The 18,208-nt window shown below is 45.9% G+C and carries 15 protein-coding genes; 4 read left to right on the forward strand and 11 right to left on the reverse strand.

The window, feature by feature from the left end; translation table 11 throughout:
- Positions 1 to 2: 2 nt before the first annotated feature.
- From ACHUFI_RS12355 to ACHUFI_RS12370, 4 genes are all read right to left on the reverse strand, one after another.
- A complete protein-coding gene (locus ACHUFI_RS12355; RefSeq protein WP_394249503.1) occupies positions 3 to 575 on the reverse strand; it encodes an ECF-type sigma factor in 573 nt (190 codons plus the stop codon).
- A complete protein-coding gene (locus ACHUFI_RS12360) occupies positions 576 to 2,021 on the reverse strand; it encodes a chromosome partitioning protein ParA (protein WP_394249505.1) in 1,446 nt (481 codons plus the stop codon).
- Positions 2,022 to 2,031: 10 nt separating this feature from the next.
- Positions 2,032 to 3,321 carry a serine/threonine-protein kinase gene (locus ACHUFI_RS12365; RefSeq protein ID WP_394249507.1) on the reverse strand — a complete coding sequence of 430 codons (1,290 nt, stop codon included), beginning with the start codon at positions 3,319 to 3,321 and terminating at the stop codon, positions 2,032 to 2,034.
- Positions 3,322 to 3,551: 230 nt separating this feature from the next.
- On the reverse strand, positions 3,552 to 4,334 hold the full coding sequence (locus ACHUFI_RS12370) for a chromosome partitioning protein ParA (RefSeq protein ID WP_394249509.1): 783 nt from the start codon (positions 4,332 to 4,334) through the stop codon (positions 3,552 to 3,554).
- 101 nt (positions 4,335 to 4,435) lie between these two features.
- Here ACHUFI_RS12370 and ACHUFI_RS12375 point away from each other — a divergent pair, with 101 nt between their 5' ends.
- A complete protein-coding gene (locus ACHUFI_RS12375; RefSeq protein ID WP_394249511.1) occupies positions 4,436 to 5,332 on the forward strand; it encodes a response regulator in 897 nt (298 codons plus the stop codon).
- 48 nt (positions 5,333 to 5,380) lie between these two features.
- On the opposite strand, the gene ACHUFI_RS12380 is transcribed toward ACHUFI_RS12375, so the two are convergent.
- Genes ACHUFI_RS12380 through ACHUFI_RS12390 form a run of 3 tightly spaced genes read right to left on the reverse strand, consistent with a single transcriptional unit; the run spans position 5,381 to position 7,894 of the window.
- Positions 5,381 to 5,497 (reverse strand): DUF2474 family protein, encoded by a 117-nt coding sequence (locus tag ACHUFI_RS12380; RefSeq protein WP_394249513.1) that lies wholly within the window; start codon positions 5,495 to 5,497, stop codon positions 5,381 to 5,383.
- Positions 5,497 to 6,495 carry a cytochrome d ubiquinol oxidase subunit II gene (gene cydB / locus ACHUFI_RS12385; protein WP_394249515.1) on the reverse strand — a complete coding sequence of 333 codons (999 nt, stop codon included), beginning with the start codon at positions 6,493 to 6,495 and terminating at the stop codon, positions 5,497 to 5,499. Before cydB ends, ACHUFI_RS12380 begins: the two co-directional genes overlap by 1 nt.
- A 10-nt stretch (positions 6,496 to 6,505) precedes the next feature.
- Complete coding sequence (locus ACHUFI_RS12390; protein ID WP_394249516.1) at positions 6,506 to 7,894, reverse strand: cytochrome ubiquinol oxidase subunit I; 1,389 nt, start codon at positions 7,892 to 7,894, stop codon at positions 6,506 to 6,508.
- 137 nt (positions 7,895 to 8,031) lie between these two features.
- Between ACHUFI_RS12390 and ACHUFI_RS12395 the strand changes: the two genes are divergently transcribed.
- On the forward strand, positions 8,032 to 9,273 hold the full coding sequence (locus ACHUFI_RS12395; protein ID WP_394249518.1) for an NADH:ubiquinone reductase (Na(+)-transporting) subunit B: 1,242 nt from the start codon (positions 8,032 to 8,034) through the stop codon (positions 9,271 to 9,273).
- Positions 9,274 to 9,360: 87 nt separating this feature from the next.
- Here the strand turns inward: ACHUFI_RS12395 and ACHUFI_RS12400 are convergent, their stop codons facing one another.
- From ACHUFI_RS12400 to ACHUFI_RS12410, 3 genes are all read right to left on the reverse strand, one after another.
- Entirely contained in the window at positions 9,361 to 9,612 is a 252-nt protein-coding gene (locus ACHUFI_RS12400; protein WP_394249520.1) for a DUF6482 family protein, read from the reverse strand.
- 113 nt (positions 9,613 to 9,725) lie between these two features.
- Positions 9,726 to 11,081, reverse strand: a complete 1,356-nt coding sequence (gene gorA / locus ACHUFI_RS12405; protein WP_394249522.1) for a glutathione-disulfide reductase — start codon at positions 11,079 to 11,081, stop codon at positions 9,726 to 9,728.
- A gap of 191 nt (positions 11,082 to 11,272) precedes the next feature.
- Entirely contained in the window at positions 11,273 to 12,112 is an 840-nt protein-coding gene (locus ACHUFI_RS12410) for a 23S rRNA (adenine(2030)-N(6))-methyltransferase RlmJ (protein ID WP_394249524.1), read from the reverse strand.
- A 224-nt stretch (positions 12,113 to 12,336) separates the two neighbouring features.
- Here ACHUFI_RS12410 and prlC point away from each other — a divergent pair, with 224 nt between their 5' ends.
- Positions 12,337 to 14,379, forward strand: a complete 2,043-nt coding sequence (gene prlC / locus ACHUFI_RS12415; RefSeq protein WP_394249526.1) for an oligopeptidase A — start codon at positions 12,337 to 12,339, stop codon at positions 14,377 to 14,379.
- A 69-nt stretch (positions 14,380 to 14,448) separates the two neighbouring features.
- Here the strand turns inward: prlC and asnC are convergent, their stop codons facing one another.
- Positions 14,449 to 14,913 (reverse strand): transcriptional regulator AsnC, encoded by a 465-nt coding sequence (asnC, locus tag ACHUFI_RS12420; protein WP_394249528.1) that lies wholly within the window; start codon positions 14,911 to 14,913, stop codon positions 14,449 to 14,451.
- A 126-nt stretch (positions 14,914 to 15,039) separates the two neighbouring features.
- On the opposite strand from asnC, the gene ACHUFI_RS12425 reads away from it, so the two are divergent.
- Complete coding sequence (locus tag ACHUFI_RS12425) at positions 15,040 to 18,156, forward strand: ABC transporter substrate binding protein (RefSeq protein ID WP_394249820.1); 3,117 nt, start codon at positions 15,040 to 15,042, stop codon at positions 18,154 to 18,156.
- The last annotated feature ends 52 nt before the right edge of the window (positions 18,157 to 18,208 follow it).

Here is an 18,208-nt window from a genome sequence, read left to right on the forward strand (position 1 = left end):
GTTCAAACCAATTTACTTTGCAGCCAGCTGCGCGAGAATTTCAGGTCTTTTTCTATCAGACTATCGCTGCACTCAAGCAGTTCGCTAATTTCTCGGTTCTGCATCCCCATTAGGTATTTGAGTTTTAGTGCCTTCGATTGTCTTGGGTAGCGTAAGCTGAAGCTGTCTATGGCTTTATCCATAATGATGAACTGCTCAAACTTATCTTGGTCATCGTCGGTTAACAGCGTTAGCTGCTGGCGTTTTTGAGCCTGCTGGGCTCGAGCATTATCAATTAAGATCTGACGCATGACCTTCGCCGCCATTAAGAAGAAGTCTCGCTTGCTTTCAATCGGATGTAAGTCGGTATTCGACATTTTTAAATACGCGTCGTGGATCAGCGCTGTCGTGCTGTTGACGCTGTCGCTGAGTACATCATTATCGATGCCATGCTTCTTGGCACTACGGGCTCGCTCTGATTGAGCAATGTGGCGAAGTTGTAGGTAGGCAAATTGGTAGAGCTCTTTTTCAGCGTCTTTGTTACCACTTTGCCACTCCTTAATAATATGAGTGATATTTAAAGCTGCACTTGCCATTTAGCTTTCTCCTTGAACTTTTTTGAGCTCGGATACTGAAAAGGTGTGAATGTCGTAGGAACCTTCATTATTGCGCGAGATGGTTTGTCTAAATCGGTACAAAATTCCTTCGTCCCATTGTTGCCCTGCGGGTAAGTATTCCCAAGAGGTGAATTGGCCTTGGGAGGTGGCATCATACCAACGCACTAAGGTGTTCATCTGTGCAAGGGAAGCATGCGGGGTTTGGTTCCTGAACCACCACATATCGCCGTAAGCATCGGTAACGTCTTTACTGTAATGCTTCAATTCAGAGGGACACTGCTCCGTCATGTTTGGTGCAAGGTAGACTCTACGATCTCGAATGTTTAAACATTGCTGAACGATCTGGTCTTGTTGGTATTGAGTAAGCTGCCATGTACCTTCGTAGGAAATATTGTCGCCTTTCCCCTCTGGGTAGGTGAACCAAATCATTTCCTGTTTGTTGTCGTGATGCACCTTTTCACTGCGGCCTAAGCCTTGTATTTTTTCCATCAGCAGTTGGGTTGATGGATCAAAATCTAGTGCGATGGTGCGATACTTCCAGTCGCCTTCATCATCGTAGTCCTCAACGGCAAAACCGCTAAGGTCACTGCGAGTACAACCGGTATCGGCGCAAGCAAACAGCCCACTCCATCCTGTGAAATCAGGGCGCGGCTCTCGGAGTATTTCTTTAATGGCTTTGCTCGGAACCACATGACAACCATTAAAGTAGTCCCCCGTTCCTGGGTATTGAATCAGTTCTGTATCGGTGATTTTGTAATCCAGTTCGCCGATTGGGCCTGTATATCGAGGGTTGTTTATATACTTAAGGTCGAGTACGCATATCTTGCCGATGATGTCTTTCTTCATGATGAGGACGTTGCTCATCTTGATATTCTTAGGAGAAAACACGATCTCTTCCGAGGTAAAGTTTTCCTTAATGTAGGCTTGGCTGTCTCTAAGGTGTTCGACCGCTTCTTTGGCTGACACCAGATCCAAATTAAGCGCATTTTCAGTGTCGTCTAAATAGTTCAGGTCGAGGTGTTTCAGCTTGGTTTGGAATCCGCTGTCTGAGAGTACTTTACTGGCGAGCCTGATTTCTTCTCGGTTCTCGGGGGTTTCGTCGAGCGACAGTAGCAAGCGTGTCATGTTGATGCTTTTACTTGGCTTCGTCGTGGACAAGGTCGGGGTGATAACCTCTTGTGCCGACAGTGTGGTCAGTAGGTAGCCAGAGCTATCGTTGCCGATGAAAAAGCTGATGATGTCTCCAGGAGCGTATTGGAACGCCCCTTTATTGGTGACCCCTGAGATCTGGGAACTAGTCTCGTAATAAAGCCCTGTCACGGGAGAATCGATGAAGTAACCCGTCTTCTGAGTGGCTTCTTTATTTGCCAAGGCCGGCGTCATCGTTAGACTCATGATGGAAAAGAGTAAAATTAGCTGCTTCATCTTTTATCTTTTAGTTCGTTGTTGGGCAGTCGCCAGCACAGCTGGTGGGTAAATTATGTTTGCTGGGAATAGGCGTCATCATCGCCAGTAACATTTTTTGCTTCACTTCTTTGGGGATATCCGGATTCGATAATATGCGTCGTCGAGTGAGCTCTAGCATGCTGGTTATCGACATTTGCGCATTCTTATCACCTTTGGAGTGGAATAGCAGGCTAGTCACCTCAAACATCATGTCTTCTGCGATTTGTTTTTCTATTTCCAGTTGCTTATTTTTATAAATTAATGCGCTTGAAAATGTCACGCCAGAGATCACAAGCATCGTGGTGAGCATGGAGGCTAATGGGCGCCGTTGAAGCAACTGCTTCATTACATATAAAGGCTTATGTAACTTCAGAGAAATGGGACGGCAGGTGAGCACATGGTGAATGTCATGGCGCATTTCGACGACAGAACTATAGCGGTGACGCTTATCATGTTGTGTCGCCTTATTGATAATGCAAGCGACGTCTGAACGCTTGGTCGCCGTTGGGAACATCAACTGCAGCACTTTTCCTAAAGAGTACACGTCACTTTGCTGACATAAAAACTGACCTTTGATTTGCTCTGGACTCGCGTAAGTTTGGCTAAAAGCAGAAACAGTACCCGCGGGCTCTTCTTGAGAGTTTTTTAATTTTTGCGTGAGGTTAAAGTCGAGAATTTTAGGCTCAAACGACTTATCGATAAGGATATTCTCAGGCTTGATATCAGCGTGGAGAATTTGGTTCTGATGAGCGTGCTCGACCGCCAGACAAATATTTTTGAATAAGCGCAGTTTCTGCTTATCGGATAAAGGCCGCGTCTCTAAGTAACGCGATAACGTGGTGCCTTCAATGTACTCCATCACAATGTAAACAGAACCTTGATGGACGCCACCATCAAACACTTTGGCAATGTTAGGGTGATTTAATCGTGCCAACAGTTGTGCTTCTTCAAACAGCGCACCTTTCCCAAGAATATGGCTCAATGCGGGTTGAATGAATTTGATCGCAAGGTCTTGTTCAAACGTCTTATCTGCGCGGCTCGCGGCATAGACGATGCCCATTCCCCCGCGGCCCAGCTCTCTAGAAATGAAGTATTTATCTACACGGGTATCGGTCAGATCGAGTTCAGAATAGGTTGCTTGATGCGCGTGAAAGCCGAGCAATTGAGTGAATTGCTCTGAAGGCTCCGAAATTAACGGAGAAAGTTGTTTATAGAGCTCAGGCTGAAGTGTTTGTATTTTTTTTAGATACACTTCTTGTTCTGGCTCGGAGAGATCCATGAGATGGTAAAACACCTCAGTGGCACCTGTGTTAAGCCGCTGCACGTCGATAATTTATAGTTTTATTAGTGTCGGTATTCTATAAGAAATTATTGATATAGAAGAGATGTTTGTCCCATTTATTGTGACTTGCGATGCATTTTGTATTTATATTGCGACAAGTGCATAGATTTTTGTTGGTTTTTTGAGCGTACATGAAGTGATGCCTATTTATGGGAGGTGTGGGGAGCTCAATCTACCGGTTTTGTTTTTTCCACCAGCTCTAAATATTTTGCTTCGATGAACTCTTTTTCTTTGGCTTGGTGTTGCATTTGTTTTTGCATGGCGACCAATTTTTGTTTGAGTTCCTTGGTTGCTTCTTCTGATGCTCCTGTGCCTGGTTGAGCGGATAATTGGCGCTTGTAATCTTCAATGGTCTCAACCAGTTTTTGTTTTTCTTTTCTAAAATCTTGTTCGACGTCTTGGAAGCCGCCGCTTTCACTGATCATGATGTACTCTTTTTCTAAGTGCTCAAATTGCTTTTCAATTTCCTCTTTTTGTTGGCGTAAGCTTTCAACGGTATCGTCTTTTTCAAGCAGAATAACTTTGGCTTTTCTGAGCCTGCGGACACTGGAATCAAGGTCATTTTTGAGTTTCTTGATCAGTTGGTGAGATTTACTGAGCTTATTGTTGAGGTCGTCGATCGCTTCTAAATCTTGCTCGGTTTTGGGGGCGTTGGATGCTTGAAGCTCTGATATCTGAGCCTCTAACGCGTGCTGAATCTGCAGCAAGGTTGTGAGAGTTTCCCGGTTATCATTGGCGTCATTGATGGCATTGTCAAAAGACACTTGGTGTTTTTGTCTCTCGTCTTCACTAAGTTGATGAGTATGTAGCTGATGGGTGAATTTTCTAAACTCGCGCAGCATGAGCCATAAAATAGCGAACCAGAACAGCAGAATAACTAAGCCAATATTAATTGCGAGAACCACTAATAAGCGGCTATCCAGTCCAGATACAAAACCATCAAGAGGCATAACAGAAACGTCCTTAACTGTCGGTAATCTATTAAGCTTAGGTGCTAGCGATAATCATGCCTATAATTTAAACAGTTAATGAAGGCAGGGTTATTGAGTCGGTGAAAATACTCATAGTAGATGACAGCAAAGCGACGTTAGAAATCGTGAGAAGGGCACTTGAGAGCTTTGGATACCGCCGTTTGTCGATAGAGAAAACCAATTGCGCGCTGGAAGCGTTAGATAAAATCGAGAAATGGCGCCCAGAAATCGTGCTGACGGACTGGCACATGCCAGACATGACCGGGCTAGAGCTGGTGGGCAAAGTGTCAGCGAACTTCCCGGAGGTAAAAATCGCCATGATTACGACGGTGGATGATGACGCGCATATTGGCCAAGCCCAAGCGGCGGGTGCAAGCTTTGTTCTGTCTAAGCCGTTCGATGACGAAGAGCTGCATCGTAAATTACTGCCTTTGGTACAAGGCGCAGAAGAAAGTCAGTTTGAATTAGACCAAGTGGTTGAGGTGCAAAAGGAGCTCGCTTTGCCTAAGCTGACTCAATTTGAAAAGCTACTTAAAAAAGTCGTGGATGCTGAAATCGAGTTGAACAATATACGCCAGCAGGAGTTTGATGAAAGTAAGCTGCCTTTTCTGATGGCGATTTACGCGGATGGTGAAACGCAGAAGCCGCGAGCGGTCGCGATATTAGATATTTATGCTGTGTGTGTGTTTGCTTCTGCTAACCCAAGTGTGTCTGCTCAGGAGCTGCAAAAGTCGATTCATAGCAAAGTGGTCAGTAAAGCCATATTTGAAACGTGCCAGCGGGTGCTAGATAAATCGGCGCTAGCGTTTTTAGATTCGAACTCTCGTAAGAGCTTACGTTTAAAAACAGCCAGTTTTGTACCGACGGCCTTCGATAAGCTTAAAGTGTTGTTTGATAAGCCTGCAGACAAACGGGTCGACTTTTCGTGCCAGTTACGTGAGATGGCGCAAGGGAAAGTGACAATCGTTGGGTTTTAATCGTCGCTCTATCGTTGATTTGGTCGTCGCTTATGCGATAGTGACTCGCTATTGCAGAGCAGGGTCGAGAGCTAGCCTGATCAAATAGGCAACAATAGTCAGCGACATTACACTGACTATCCAAATACTAATAAACCACCCTAATTTATGGATCTTCCTTTTCATCAATGATACCCCTCACCATGTTTGAGTTTGCCTCGGAAGACCCAGTAAGAATAGGCGCTGTATGCAATGATCATTGGCAATAAGATGACGGCTCCTGATAGTAAAAATACCAAGCTCGAATCTGGTGCTGCAACCTCTCGGTAAGTGAATACGAAAGGCACTAAGTAAGGGAAGGTGCTCACTCCAAAGCCCACTGCGGATATTACAAATAAGGCAATGCCAAACAAATAAGCGCGCACTGCTCTACGATCGATTAAAGATGCGAAGAGTTGCCAAATACAAATTCCGGCGGTAATGGGAACGAGGAGAAGTAACAATGAGTTTGGAAAACTGAACCAGCGAGAAGCGATAATATCGCTACTAAACGGCAGCCATAAGCTGACCATTAGGATGGCACTGACTAACACGATTCCCCAGCGTTTTGCGATTTGGTAGTAACGCCCAACGAGGTCTTGCGGAAGTTTGATGATCAGCCAACAAGCGCCGAGCAACACATAAGCGGATGTCAGTGCAAAACCGCAAAACAAGCTGAAAGGCGATAACCAATCAAACCAACCGCCCGCGTATGCTCTCCCATCGACTTCGATGCCCTGTAAGAGCGCCCCAAGCATGATTCCTTGCATCATGGTTGCCATGAGTGAACCAATGAAAAATGAACTGTCCCAAAGGAATACACCTCGTTTGGTTCGAAAACGGTATTCGAAAGATACGCCACGTAAAATCAGCCCCAATAGCATGATGATTAATGGGGTGTATAGCGCAGGCATCACCACGGCATAGGCGAGGGGGAACACTGCAAATAATCCGCCACCGCCTAACACAAGCCAAGTTTCGTTACCGTCCCAAACTGGTGCGATACTGTTCATCATCAGGTCGCGTTCTTCTTTGCTGTGGGCACTAGGAAAGAGGATACCAATTCCGAGATCAAACCCATCGAGTACGACATAAATCAGCACCGCAAGCCCGATCAATCCATACCAAATCAAAGCGTAATCCATAATCGTTCTCCTAAGTTAGGTGATTCGAATGAGAAATTGGTGAGGCTTCTGTGCCATCAGGAAGTCGACTGTCGAGCGCTTGTTCGTAACGAGTCGGTGATTTGCGCATCAAGCGAATCAGGTAAAAGAAGCCCGCGCCAAAAACAACGAAGTAGACGACGATGAACGCGGTCAGTGACACGCTTATTGCCGCGGCATCTATCGGTGAAGCCGATTCCGCTGTGGTCAATAAGCCGTAAACTGTAAAGGGTTGTCGCCCTACCTCGGTTGTTATCCACCCCGCTAGCACCGCGACGAAACCGGCCGGGCCAAATGCAACACACAATCTCTGAAACCACCTTGATTGATAGAGTTTATCCACCTTACGTAAGTACAGGCTGATGAGACCGATGAACAGCATGCCAAAGCCTATGGCCACCATGATTCTGAAACTCCAAAAGACGATCGAAACGGGCGGATGCTCGTTCTCGGGGAAGGCATCTAGTCCTTTCACTTCACCGCTCCAATCATGGGTGAGGATGAAACTCCCGAGCTTGGGGATCTCGATTTTATAGTCGACTTGTTTGGTGTCGTCGTTAGGCAGACCGAAAAGAATGAGTGGTGCCCCCTTTTGTGACTCGTAATGCCCTTCCATAGCCGCAATTTTGGCTGGTTGATGCTCAAGGGTATTTAAGCCGTGCATGTCTCCGGCAACAATTTGGATTGGAGTCACAATCGCGGCCATCCACATCGCCATCGAAAACATGGTGCGAGCCAATGGGTTGTGAGGGGCTTTCAACAAATGGAATGCGCCGACTGCCGCTACGACAAAAGCGGTGGTGAGGTAAGCGGCCAGTAACATATGAACGAGTCGATACGGAAAAGACGGATTGAATACAATGTCGAACCAACTTTCTGGGACGAATTGCCCCGCTTCATTAAAGCTGTAGCCGGCAGGTGTTTGCATCCAGCTGTTGACAGAAAGTATCCAAAAGGCTGAAAGGAAGGTGCCGAAGGCGACCACACATGTTGCAGCAAAGTGGAGCTTTTTCCCCACTCGTTCCATGCCAAACAGCATCACACCTAAAAAACCAGCTTCGAGGAAAAATGCCGTAAAGACTTCATAGCCCATTAACGGACCTAAAATCGGACCGGTTCTATCAGCAAAGACACTCCAGTTCGTCCCAAATTGATAGCTAAGTACAATCCCGCTGACCACGCCCATACCAAAACTGATGGCAAAAATTTTTAGCCAGTATTTATAGATTTGGAGAAATTTGTCGTTCCCGGTTTTTAACCACAATCCTTCAAGCACAGCTAAATAGCTCGCCAAACCAATGGTGAAAGCTGGGAAAATAATGTGAAAAGAGACGGTGAAAGCAAACTGAAATCGTGCGAGATCGATGGCTAGCGTGTCCATACTACTCTCCTTATTTAGAAGATGTTTGTACTTACGTGCTTTCTGGTCAATTGGGTCAAAAAAATACAATTAATTTGCGCTGATTGAAGCCTTGATGCGTAGGAGTTCATAACTCAAGCGAAAAGGTGGTTGAGATTATGAGCTTAAAAAAACGATTAGATGCAATGTCGCCAAATTTTGAAGAGGGAGGAAAATACCAAAAGTATTACCCGTTGTATGAAGCTATTGCGACGATTTTTTACACACCGGGATTAGTCAACAAAGGGCAAACTCATGTTAGAGATAGTGTCGACTTGAAGCGCATTATGATCATGGTGTGGTTAGCGACTTTCCCTGCCATGTTTTGGGGAATGTACAACATTGGGCACCAAACCGTGATGGCGGTTTCCACGACTTATTCATTGGTCGAGATAACTGCTCTAGTGGAAGAGAGTTGGCGGCTTGGGTGGGCGTTTGGCAGTGCCCAGGGCCTAATCGAAAGTGGGTGGTCGAGTCAGATGCTGTTGGGGGCATTGTACTTTTTGCCAGTATACGCAACGGTATTCGTCGTGGGCGGTTTTTGGGAAGTACTTTTCGCAATAGTTCGCCGGCATGAAGTGAATGAAGGCTTCTTTGTCAGTTCTGTTTTGTTTTCACTGATACTGCCGCCGACCGTACCCTTGTGGCAAGCCGCACTCGGGATCACTTTCGGTATCGTGGTTGCCAAAGAGGTGTTCGGTGGTACCGGAAAAAACTTCCTCAACCCAGCGTTGGCCGGGCGCGCCTTCTTGTATTTTGCTTACCCCGCAAACATGTCGGGTGGTTTGGTGTGGGTTGCTGCTGATGGGTATTCAGGGGCGACGCCACTGAGCCAATGGTATGAGGCCGGCAGTTCAGCGTTAGTGAATAATATGACAGGGGATGCGATCACTTGGCTTGATGCATTCCTCGGTTTTATTCCTGGATCCATGGGGGAAGTGTCGACCTTATTGATTATGTTGAGTGGCTTGTTGCTTATCGGGATGAAAATCGCGTCGTGGCGGATTGTCACTGGTGTATTTGTTGGTGTTGCAGCAACCTCAAGTTTGTTGAATGCGATTGGATCGGAAACCAACCCGATGTTCTCGATGCCTTTCTATTGGCATGTAGTCTTGGGTGGCTTAGCATTTGGTGCCTTTTTCATGGCGACAGACCCAGTTTCGGCTGCGTTCACTAACCGAGGGAAATGGGCTTATGGCATTTTAATCGGCGTAATGGCGGTTGGTATTCGAGTGCTAAATCCGGCTTATCCCGAAGGGATAATGCTAGCGATTTTGTTTGCTAATTTGTTTGCACCCTTATTGGATTTCTTGGTGAAAGAAGCGAATGTGAAGCGTCGGCAAAACCGGTATCGTCAATGAGCAGTCCTAACGAAAAAGACCTACCTTTCCGGTAGGTCTTTTGGTTTGATGCCAACAGTTGGAGTTGGGTAACTTGAGGTGTGCGCTTTAATGCCAGCTCAAATCGATCTCTAATGGCGGAGAATTTCCATCCTTCTCCCCACACATTTCATCGTAAGCGTTGTTATGCACTAACGTGGCGGATGAGTAACTTTCATGTCTAAAGTAGTCCTTTATCTGATCAAGGCTCAAAAACTTTATCGGATGGCTATCACAATCTTTAATAAGATACTTTTGTTGATTCACTACTTTATAAGCGAGATAAATCCCGCCTTCGAACGATTCAATGAGTAAATTCATGGTTAGCTCCATTGTGTGGGTGTTATGTTTCTTACGGAGCTCGGCGAGTAAAGTTCAGAAAATAAAAAAGCAGGCTGAATAAGCCTGCTTTTTTCGTCAAATTATTCGACGAATTAACGCATGGTAACAAACTCTTCAGAGCCTGTTGGGTGAATCGCTACAACAGAGTCGAAGTCTGCTTTGGTTGCGCCCATCTTCATCGCGACGCCGAAGCCTTGGATCATTTCATCAACTGTGAAACCAATGCCGTGTAGACCAACAACCGTCTCTTCTTCGCCAGCACATACTAGCTTCATCTTACAAGGTTGACGGTGCTTGGTGACTGCTGTGTACATTGCAGTGAAGCCAGAGGTGTAGACTTTGATGTTGTCTTTGCCGTACTTCTCTTCCGCTTCTTGAGTCGTAAGACCGATCGTACCGATTGGTGGATGGCTGAATACCACGGTAGGAACCAATTCGTAGTCCATCTTCGCATTCGTTTTGCCGTTAAATAGACGCTCAGAAAGCTGACGACCTGCTTTAACAGCTACAGGTGTAAGCTCGATACCACCTTCCATGATGTCACCTACACAGTAGATGCCTTTCACGTTGGTTTCTTGGTACTCATCGACTTTGATGTAACCGCGATCGTTGGTTGCAACGCCAGTTACGTCTAGGTTGATTGCATCCGTTGCTGGGTGGCGACCGATTGCCCAAATCAGCGTATCGACGTTTTGAGTTTCACCGTTTTCTAGGTGAAGCGTCAGGCTTCCATCCGCTTCTTTAACCACTTCTTTTGGTACAGAGTGAGTATGCAGCGTTGGGCCTTCGGTGTTCATCACTTCGACTAACGTTTCAACAATCATAGGATCGAAGCTACGTAGCGGAGATTCTTTACGACAGAATAGGTGTGTCTCAGTGCCAAGTGCGTGAAGTACACCTGCAATTTCAACCGCAATGTAGCCAGCACCAATCACCGCGACACGTTTTGGTTGTTCATTTAGCTCGAAGAAGCCATTTGAATCAATACCGTATTCAGCACCTGGGATGTTTGGAATCGTTGGGCGACCACCAACAGCGATCAGGATGTGATCCGCCGTGTATTGTTCACCGTTTACTTCAACCGTCTTTTCGTCAACGAACTTAGCAAAGCCTTTGATTACATTTACTTTATTGTTACCTAATACGCGATCGTAAGATTGGTGGATTCGGCCAATGTACGCTTGACGGCTTTCTACCATCTTGCTCCAGTCGAAGCCTTTTACGTCAACGTCGAAGCCGTAATCTTCTGCGTATAGGTTCATTGCTTCAGCAACCTGAGCGCCGTGCCACATGACCTTCTTAGGTACACAACCAACATTTACACAAGTACCACCAAGATCTTGAGCTTCAATCAGTGCTACTTTCGCACCATACATAGAAGCGCGGTTTGCAGAAGCGATACCACCAGAGCCGCCGCCAATACAGATGTAATCAAAATGAGTCGCCATGACTTTCTCCATGTTCTGAGGTGTTTTGGCTCGTTCGGTTAACGAAGCAGCGCCATACATTACCTACAAATAGTAATTTATTATTTTAGATATGGAGGATAGATCGGTTGAACTCAATCCATCCTTTGTAATTAGTTGTTTGCTCTTATGGCCGATTCTTCTATACGTTCATAAGAGCTAACCTTGGTCTTTTATTCTGGAACAATCCAGTCGACTTTAATATGACCTGTCGCTGGCGCAATAGCTTCCTTCAAGAAAGGCAAAATTGCGTTCATTTGGCTTTCCAGTTTCCAAGGCGGGTTAATGACGATCATGCCAGATGCTGTCATGCCGCGTTCGTTGGTGTCTGGTGACACGCCTAATTCAATTTGAAGAATTTTTCGAATCCCTAGGCCTTCTAAACCTTCAACCATGTCTTCAATGTCGCAGCGGTTCACAACCGGGTACCAGATTGCGTAAATCCCTGTTGCCCAGCGTTTATGACTTTGAGCGATGGCCGTCACGACATCGCGATATTCTTTGGCAAGCTCGTAAGGCGGGTCGATCAGGACTAAGCCACGACGCTCTTTGGGAGGTAAGCTTGCTTTTAGACGTTGGAAGCCATCTTCTTTATAGATTGATACTTGGCGATCACGGTGAAACTCTTGCTCTAGTAGCGGGTGATCGGCCGGGTGAAGCTCAGTTAACACCATGCGGTCTTGTTCGCGCAGGTGAGCGCGAGCCACGCGCGGCGAGCCTGGGTAGTAACGCAGTTTGTCGCCGTTATTGATCTCTGAAATTGCGTTTAGGTAGCTTTGAATGTCTTCTGGAATGTCTTGTTGATCCCAGACTCGAGAAATACCTTGTTTGTACTCGCCGGTCTTTTCTGACCATTCATGAGTTAAATCGTAACGACCTACACCAGAGTGAGTATCGTGATATACAAAAGGTTTATCTTTTTGTTTCAAAGCATTAAGAATCAGGCTCTGTACGATATGCTTCACAACATCAGCGTGGTTGCCGGCGTGAAAACTGTGGCGATAACTTAACAAATTAAACTCTCGTAACACTCTCGTGGTGAGTGTAGTTAGTGTAGGTGGATATAATCAGTTCATTATACGCGACTATTGAAATTTCTATAAGCTACCACTATTTAATAGTTAATTACTTTAAGGTATTTAAAGTGCGATTTGCCGTTTTGGCGAACGAGAATAACCTTTAAGACGATCCAATTCGAAGAAAGACGACAAAGTCTGAAAACCAAAGGAATGTTTATATGTCTAATCCGCTCCTCACTTTTACGGATTTACCTCCGTTTTCTCTTATTAAGCCTGAGCATGTAAAACCTGCGGTAGAAACAGTAATTGCTGATTGTCGCCGTAAAATCGAACAAGTATTAGAAGGCAATACCGCACCAAGCTGGACGAATCTTATTGCTCCAATTGAAGAAGTGGACGACCGTTTAAGCCGCATTTGGTCGCCTGTCAGCCACATGAACTCAGTGGTGAACAGTGACGAACTGCGTGATGCGTACGAAAGTTGTTTACCGCTGCTGTCTGAATACGGTACATGGGTTGGTCAACATAAAGGCTTGTTTGAAGCGTACAAAGCGCTCAAAGCCAGTGATGAGTTTGCGTCACTAAGCCAAGCGCAAAAGAAAACCATTACCGATGCACTGCGTGATTTTGAACTGTCTGGTATTGCGCTACCCGCAGACGAGCAGCACCGTTATGGCGAAATCAGTAAACGCATGTCTGAGCTAGGCTCTCAGTTCTCGAACAATGTCTTAGACGCCACCATGGGGTGGACCAAGCAAGTGGCTGACGAAGCGGATCTAGCTGGCATGCCTGAATCGGCTCTGGCGGCGGCGAAAGCGGCGGCAGAAGCGAAAGAGTTAGACGGTTATCTACTGACGTTGGATATCCCATCATATTTGCCGGTTATGACCTACTGCGACAACCAAGAGCTGCGTAAAGAATTATACGAAGCGTATGTGACGCGAGCCTCTGACCGTGGTCCAAATGCTGGCCAATGGGATAACTCTGAGATCATTACCGAGCAGTTAAAACTGCGTCATGAAATTGCACGAATGCTTGGCTTTGGTACTTACAGTGAAAAGTCGCTAGCGACCAAAATGGCCGAGACTTCTGATCAAGTCTTAGGCTTTCTGAATGACTTAGCAGTGAAAGCTAAACCTCAAGGTGAACGTGAAGTCGAAGAGCTGCGTCAGTTTGCTGAAAAAGAGTTTGGCGTTTCTGAATTAGAGCTGTGGGATATTGCTTACTACAGCGAAAAACAAAAGCAGCACTTATTCCAAATTTCGGATGAAGAGCTGCGTCCATACTTCCCAGAATCAAAAGCGGTGAGCGGTTTATTTGAAGTGCTAAGCCGTGTGTTTGGGATGTCGGTGACTGAACGTGAAGGCGTCGATACTTGGCATGAGTCGGTACGTTTCTTCGATATCTTTGATGCAGAAGGCACTTTACGTGGCAGTTTCTATCTAGACCTTTATGCTCGCGAACACAAGCGTGGTGGCGCGTGGATGGATGATTGCCGTGGTCGCCGTGTGACCGAATCGGGCGAGCTTCAAACGCCAGTTGCGTATCTAACGTGTAACTTCAATAAACCTGTGGGTGATAAGCCAGCGCTATTTACGCACGATGAAGTCGTTACCTTGTTCCACGAGTTTGGTCATGGCATTCACCACATGTTGACGCAAGTGGAAGCCGGCGCAGTATCCGGTATCAACGGTGTGCCTTGGGATGCGGTTGAGTTACCAAGCCAGTTTTTGGAAAACTGGTGCTGGGAAGAAGAAGCACTGGCTTTTATTTCTGGTCATTTTGAAACCGGTGAAGCACTGCCAAAAGAAATGCTAGAGAAAATGCTCGCGGCGAAAAACTTCCAATCTGCGATGTTTATTTTACGTCAGTTAGAGTTTGGCCTGTTCGATTTCACTTTGCATGCAGAGTACGATCCGGAAGTTGGCGCTCGCGTATTAGAGACATTGGCGGATGTGAAATCCAAAGTGGCGGTACTTCCAAGTATTGAGTGGAACCGCTTCTCGCATAGCTTTGGCCACATTTTTGCTGGTGGCTACAGCGCGGGTTACTACAGCTACTTATGGGCGGAAGTTTTATCTGCCGATGCTTTCTCAGCTTTTGAAGAAGAAGGCATTTTCAATACAGAAACGGGTAAACGTTTCTTGAATAATATTCTTGAAATGGGTGGCAGCGAAGAGCCAATGGAGCTATTCAAACGCTTCCGTGGCCGAGAGCCACAAATTGATGCCATGCTGCGTCATGCCGGGATTCAAGCGTAACTGCTGAGTACGACAAATAAAAAAGAGCCTCTGTTGAGGCTCTTTTTGTTTCTGGCATCCGTAAACTCGCTAAGGGTTTACGTTGCGGTTGATAGGGTTTTGCAAGGAAATGAGTGTTTCGGTCGACTGCACTTCATCAATGGCTTGTAGCTTATCAATCAGTACAAATTGCAGTTCTTCTATCGATTTACACATGAGTTTTACGAAAATATTGTACGCGCCGGTGGTGTAATAGGCTTCGACGACCTCATCCAATGCATTCAGCTTTTTAATCGCAGAATGGTAATCACGCGCAGCGTTTAAGTTTATGCCAATAAAGCAACATACGTCGTAACCCAGCTTCTTAGTATTGACGATCACTTCTGTACCTTGAATGATGTCGGCCGACTTCATTTTCTCGATACGTACATGAATAGTGGCAGGGCTCACGTCGAACAGCTTGGCCATTTCAGCGTAAGGCGTTCGCGCGTCTTCCATTAACGTCTTTAAAATCGCGCGATCTAAGTCGTCTAAACGAGCCTGTGAAGTGGGCATATCAAGTCCTTGTTACTGAGCGAAAACTTATTGGATGGAGTACATTTAATACTCAGGGGTGATAATATTAGCAGTATCCATGTTGTTAAGGTGAAATCAGTGCGCTTTTCTTTTATTTTTCTCGCGATGTTCTGGAGTTTTTTTGCTGCGGCTGAATCACGAGATGTTCTGGTTGTGCACTCTTACCATCACGGTTTCTTTTGGACAGACCGTTTTCAATCGGGGCTGGCAAGTCAGATCGACAATGAAGAAACTGATATTTCCTACCGCGTGGTGTATTTAGACACCAAGCGCACCCAAAGCGATGAATATCTAGAGCAGTTGTACCAACTGTATCGAACCAAATTTTCCAATGAGCAGTTTAGTGCGATTGTGGTGAGTGACAATAATGCGCTCAACATTATGCAGCGCCTTGCGCCTGAGCTAGGCGATACGCCAGTGATTTTTGGGGGGATCAACAACTACTCATCGGCAATGCACAGCGACATTAATGCGACCGGTGTGATTGAAGATATCGATATTCTGAGCAACATCTCACTGATTCAGCGCCTGCAGAGTGAAGTGAAAAAAATTGTGGTCGTGACCGATTTCTCGATCACGGGCGAAGCTGTGCGGGCGCAGATTGATCGCTTTATCAACATGAACCCAGAATACGCTTCTTTGCTTGAACACTACGTACCTGAAAGCTACTCAGAATTGAGAAAAGCCACGCGTGAAATGGAAAGCAAGAACAGTGTGTTGTTTTGGGTCTACTACCGTGACAAACAAGGCTACATCAGTGATGACCAAGATTGGATTGCGCTGAATCGTGAGTCCAGTGTGCCGATTTATATGGTGCATGATTTGGGATTGGGGCATGGTGCCGTCGGGGGCGTGATCCAAAGTGGCTACGTTCAAGGCCGAGAAACTGGCGCGATGTTACTTAAAGTCTTGAGTGCAAAAGACCAACCGCTCCCGAAACCAGTTGTTGGATCGCCAGAAATTAAGCTCGATTACGAGATGATACAGCGTTGGAACTTAGGGGCGGATAACGAATCGGCGGCTACGTTCTTCAATAAGCCTCAGCCTTTCTTCGTTCGTTACCAAGTGGAAATTCAAACCTTAAGCAGTGTGTTCTTGGGGATGGCGATGATTATTTTGGTGCTGGCGTACTATCTTAAACGCTTGAAGCACAGTGAAACCAAAAGTCGTAAGAACCAACTATTGCTAGAGTCCATTTTTGATCAAAGCTTGCAATACATAGGTATTGTTGATGAGAAAGGGCGCTTGGTGTCCAGTAACAGTAAGCTTCATGATTTGCTGTACAGTCATGGCTTTCAGCTAGATGGTGGGTTATGGGAGCATAAACATTGGGATGAGTTTTCCACTGAAAAGTTGAAATCTTATTTTGAGACTGGCGAACCCTACAATACCTTGCACTTTGAAGGTGAGATCTGGTGTCGTGATCAAGGTGGATTGGTATTGGAAGTGTCTTTAAAACCTTTACCGAATGAAGAGCTAAGTATCACGCAGTTCTTATTAGAAGCTCGTGATATCACTTCTCGTAAGTTTGCCGAAAATAAGTTGTTTCAACGTGAGTCCAATTTACGTCTGTATTACGACAAGCAGCCTGTCATGATGATCACTCTTGATGCTAATAACCGCATTCAGCAAGTGAATCAGTTTACCGAGCAGTTGCTTGGGTATGCCTCGGAAGACATTCTAGGGCATCGCCCTCGTGAATTTTATGTCGATGAAAATGCTCTGATCCCGCGCCAAGTGTTGCTGCTTCCTCAAGAAACGATCAAAGGGGTGTGGCGTCGTGATATTGAGTATCGTCATGCCAATGGCAACACGGTTTGGGTACGAGAAAATATTCGTCCCCTTGTCGATTCCGAACAACTATTGATTGTCGGTGAAGACATTACTGAAACTCGAGCCTTGGCCGAGCAATTAGAATATCAAGCAAGATATGACTTACTAACGGATACCTATAACCGAAATTACTTCGAAATGGTGTTAACCAAAGCGTTAAAAGAAGTGGAAAGCCATATCCGAACTCATGCGATGCTCTATTTGGACTTAGACCAGCTTAAAGTCTTGAACGACACCGCCGGCCATGAAGCGGGGGACGCCGCCATTCTGTTTTGTGCGGGGCTGTTAGAAGAAGTCTTGCCGTATAACGCGATATTGGCGCGTATGGGCGGTGACGAATTTGCAGTATTACTGAAAGACTGTACCGAGCGTGATGCGGTGAATACCTGTCGAAGTATTATTTCTATGATGAGCGAACAAGCGTTCCTGTGGGATGACATTCGTTTGCACCTGACTTGTTCTATAGGGATTCGACTGATCGATCATACCGCTTCATCTGCACAAACGGTGCACGCACAAGCGGACGCAGCCTGTCACGCTGCGAAGGAAGAAGGGCGTAATCGCTTTAACTTGTTCCATGAAGATGATGAAGTTCAGCAGCGGCGTCATCTGGAGATGGAAAGCGTGAATTTGGTGCATGACGCCTTGGCAAATGACCGCTTAGAGCTGTTTGCCCAACGTATTCTTAGCTTGGAAGACGATGATGAGAAAATGCACTTTGAGATTCTGGTGCGTATTCGTAATAGCGACGGCGAATACATTTCCCCTGGAATTTTTATGCCGGCTTCAGAGCGATATAACATTGCTCACCTGATTGACCGTCAGGTCATCAGCCAAACACTGGCATGGCTAGAAGATAACCCTCAGGCGTTGGAAGCGTTAGGGATGTGCTCTATTAATCTGTCGGGCCATTCAATGGGAAATCAGGAGTTTATCGATTTCTTACTGGATAGTTTTCAGCATTCTTCGGTGTCATGTGAAAAGCTATGCTTAGAGATCACTGAAACCGCTGCCATGAGTAATATGAATCAAGCCATTGAGTTTTTCACCAAAGTAAAAGAGTTGGGGTGCTTGATTGCGCTCGACGATTTTGGCTCGGGGCTTTCTTCGTTTGGTTATCTTAAAAAGTTACCCGTCGATATAGTAAAAATTGATGGTTTGTTTGTGCGCGATATTGACGTAAACGAGATGGATCATGTGATGGTGCGTTCTATCAATGATTTGGCTCAGCAAATGGGTAAGCGCACCGTGGCCGAGTTTGTCGAAAATACCCAAATCATTGATAAGCTCCTCGAGTTAGGAGTGACTTATGGGCAAGGTTATATCATCGGCCGACCGAAACCACTGGCAGAGTTAGTGACTGAACTTATGCAAGAGAAAAACAAGTAACGCATGTGTGCGTACGCGTGCCTCTGACTAACTCATTCTTATTTTGTAATCA

Origin of the sequence: Vibrio profundi (genome assembly GCF_043642225.1) — a bacterium.
GTDB lineage: Bacteria > Pseudomonadota > Gammaproteobacteria > Enterobacterales > Vibrionaceae > Vibrio > Vibrio profundi_A.

Coding starts and splice junctions, on each gene's coding strand:
- ACHUFI_RS12355 (WP_394249503.1), bottom strand. CDS start 575: ATGGCAAGTGCAGCTTTAAATATCACTCATATTATTAAGGAGTGGCAA.
- ACHUFI_RS12360 (WP_394249505.1), bottom strand. CDS start 2,021: ATGAAGCAGCTAATTTTACTCTTTTCCATCATGAGTCTAACGATGACG.
- ACHUFI_RS12365 (WP_394249507.1), bottom strand. CDS start 3,321: ATGGATCTCTCCGAGCCAGAACAAGAAGTGTATCTAAAAAAAATACAA.
- ACHUFI_RS12370 (WP_394249509.1), bottom strand. CDS start 4,334: ATGCCTCTTGATGGTTTTGTATCTGGACTGGATAGCCGCTTATTAGTG.
- ACHUFI_RS12380 (WP_394249513.1), bottom strand. CDS start 5,497: ATGAAAAGGAAGATCCATAAATTAGGGTGGTTTATTAGTATTTGGATA.
- cydB (WP_394249515.1), bottom strand. CDS start 6,495: ATGGATTACGCTTTGATTTGGTATGGATTGATCGGGCTTGCGGTGCTG.
- ACHUFI_RS12390 (WP_394249516.1), bottom strand. CDS start 7,894: ATGGACACGCTAGCCATCGATCTCGCACGATTTCAGTTTGCTTTCACC.
- ACHUFI_RS12395 (WP_394249518.1), top strand. CDS start 8,032: ATGAGCTTAAAAAAACGATTAGATGCAATGTCGCCAAATTTTGAAGAG.
- ACHUFI_RS12400 (WP_394249520.1), bottom strand. CDS start 9,612: ATGAATTTACTCATTGAATCGTTCGAAGGCGGGATTTATCTCGCTTAT.
- gorA (WP_394249522.1), bottom strand. CDS start 11,081: ATGGCGACTCATTTTGATTACATCTGTATTGGCGGCGGCTCTGGTGGT.
- prlC (WP_394249526.1), top strand. CDS start 12,337: ATGTCTAATCCGCTCCTCACTTTTACGGATTTACCTCCGTTTTCTCTT.
- asnC (WP_394249528.1), bottom strand. CDS start 14,913: ATGCCCACTTCACAGGCTCGTTTAGACGACTTAGATCGCGCGATTTTA.
- ACHUFI_RS12425 (WP_394249820.1), top strand. CDS start 15,040: ATGTTCTGGAGTTTTTTTGCTGCGGCTGAATCACGAGATGTTCTGGTT.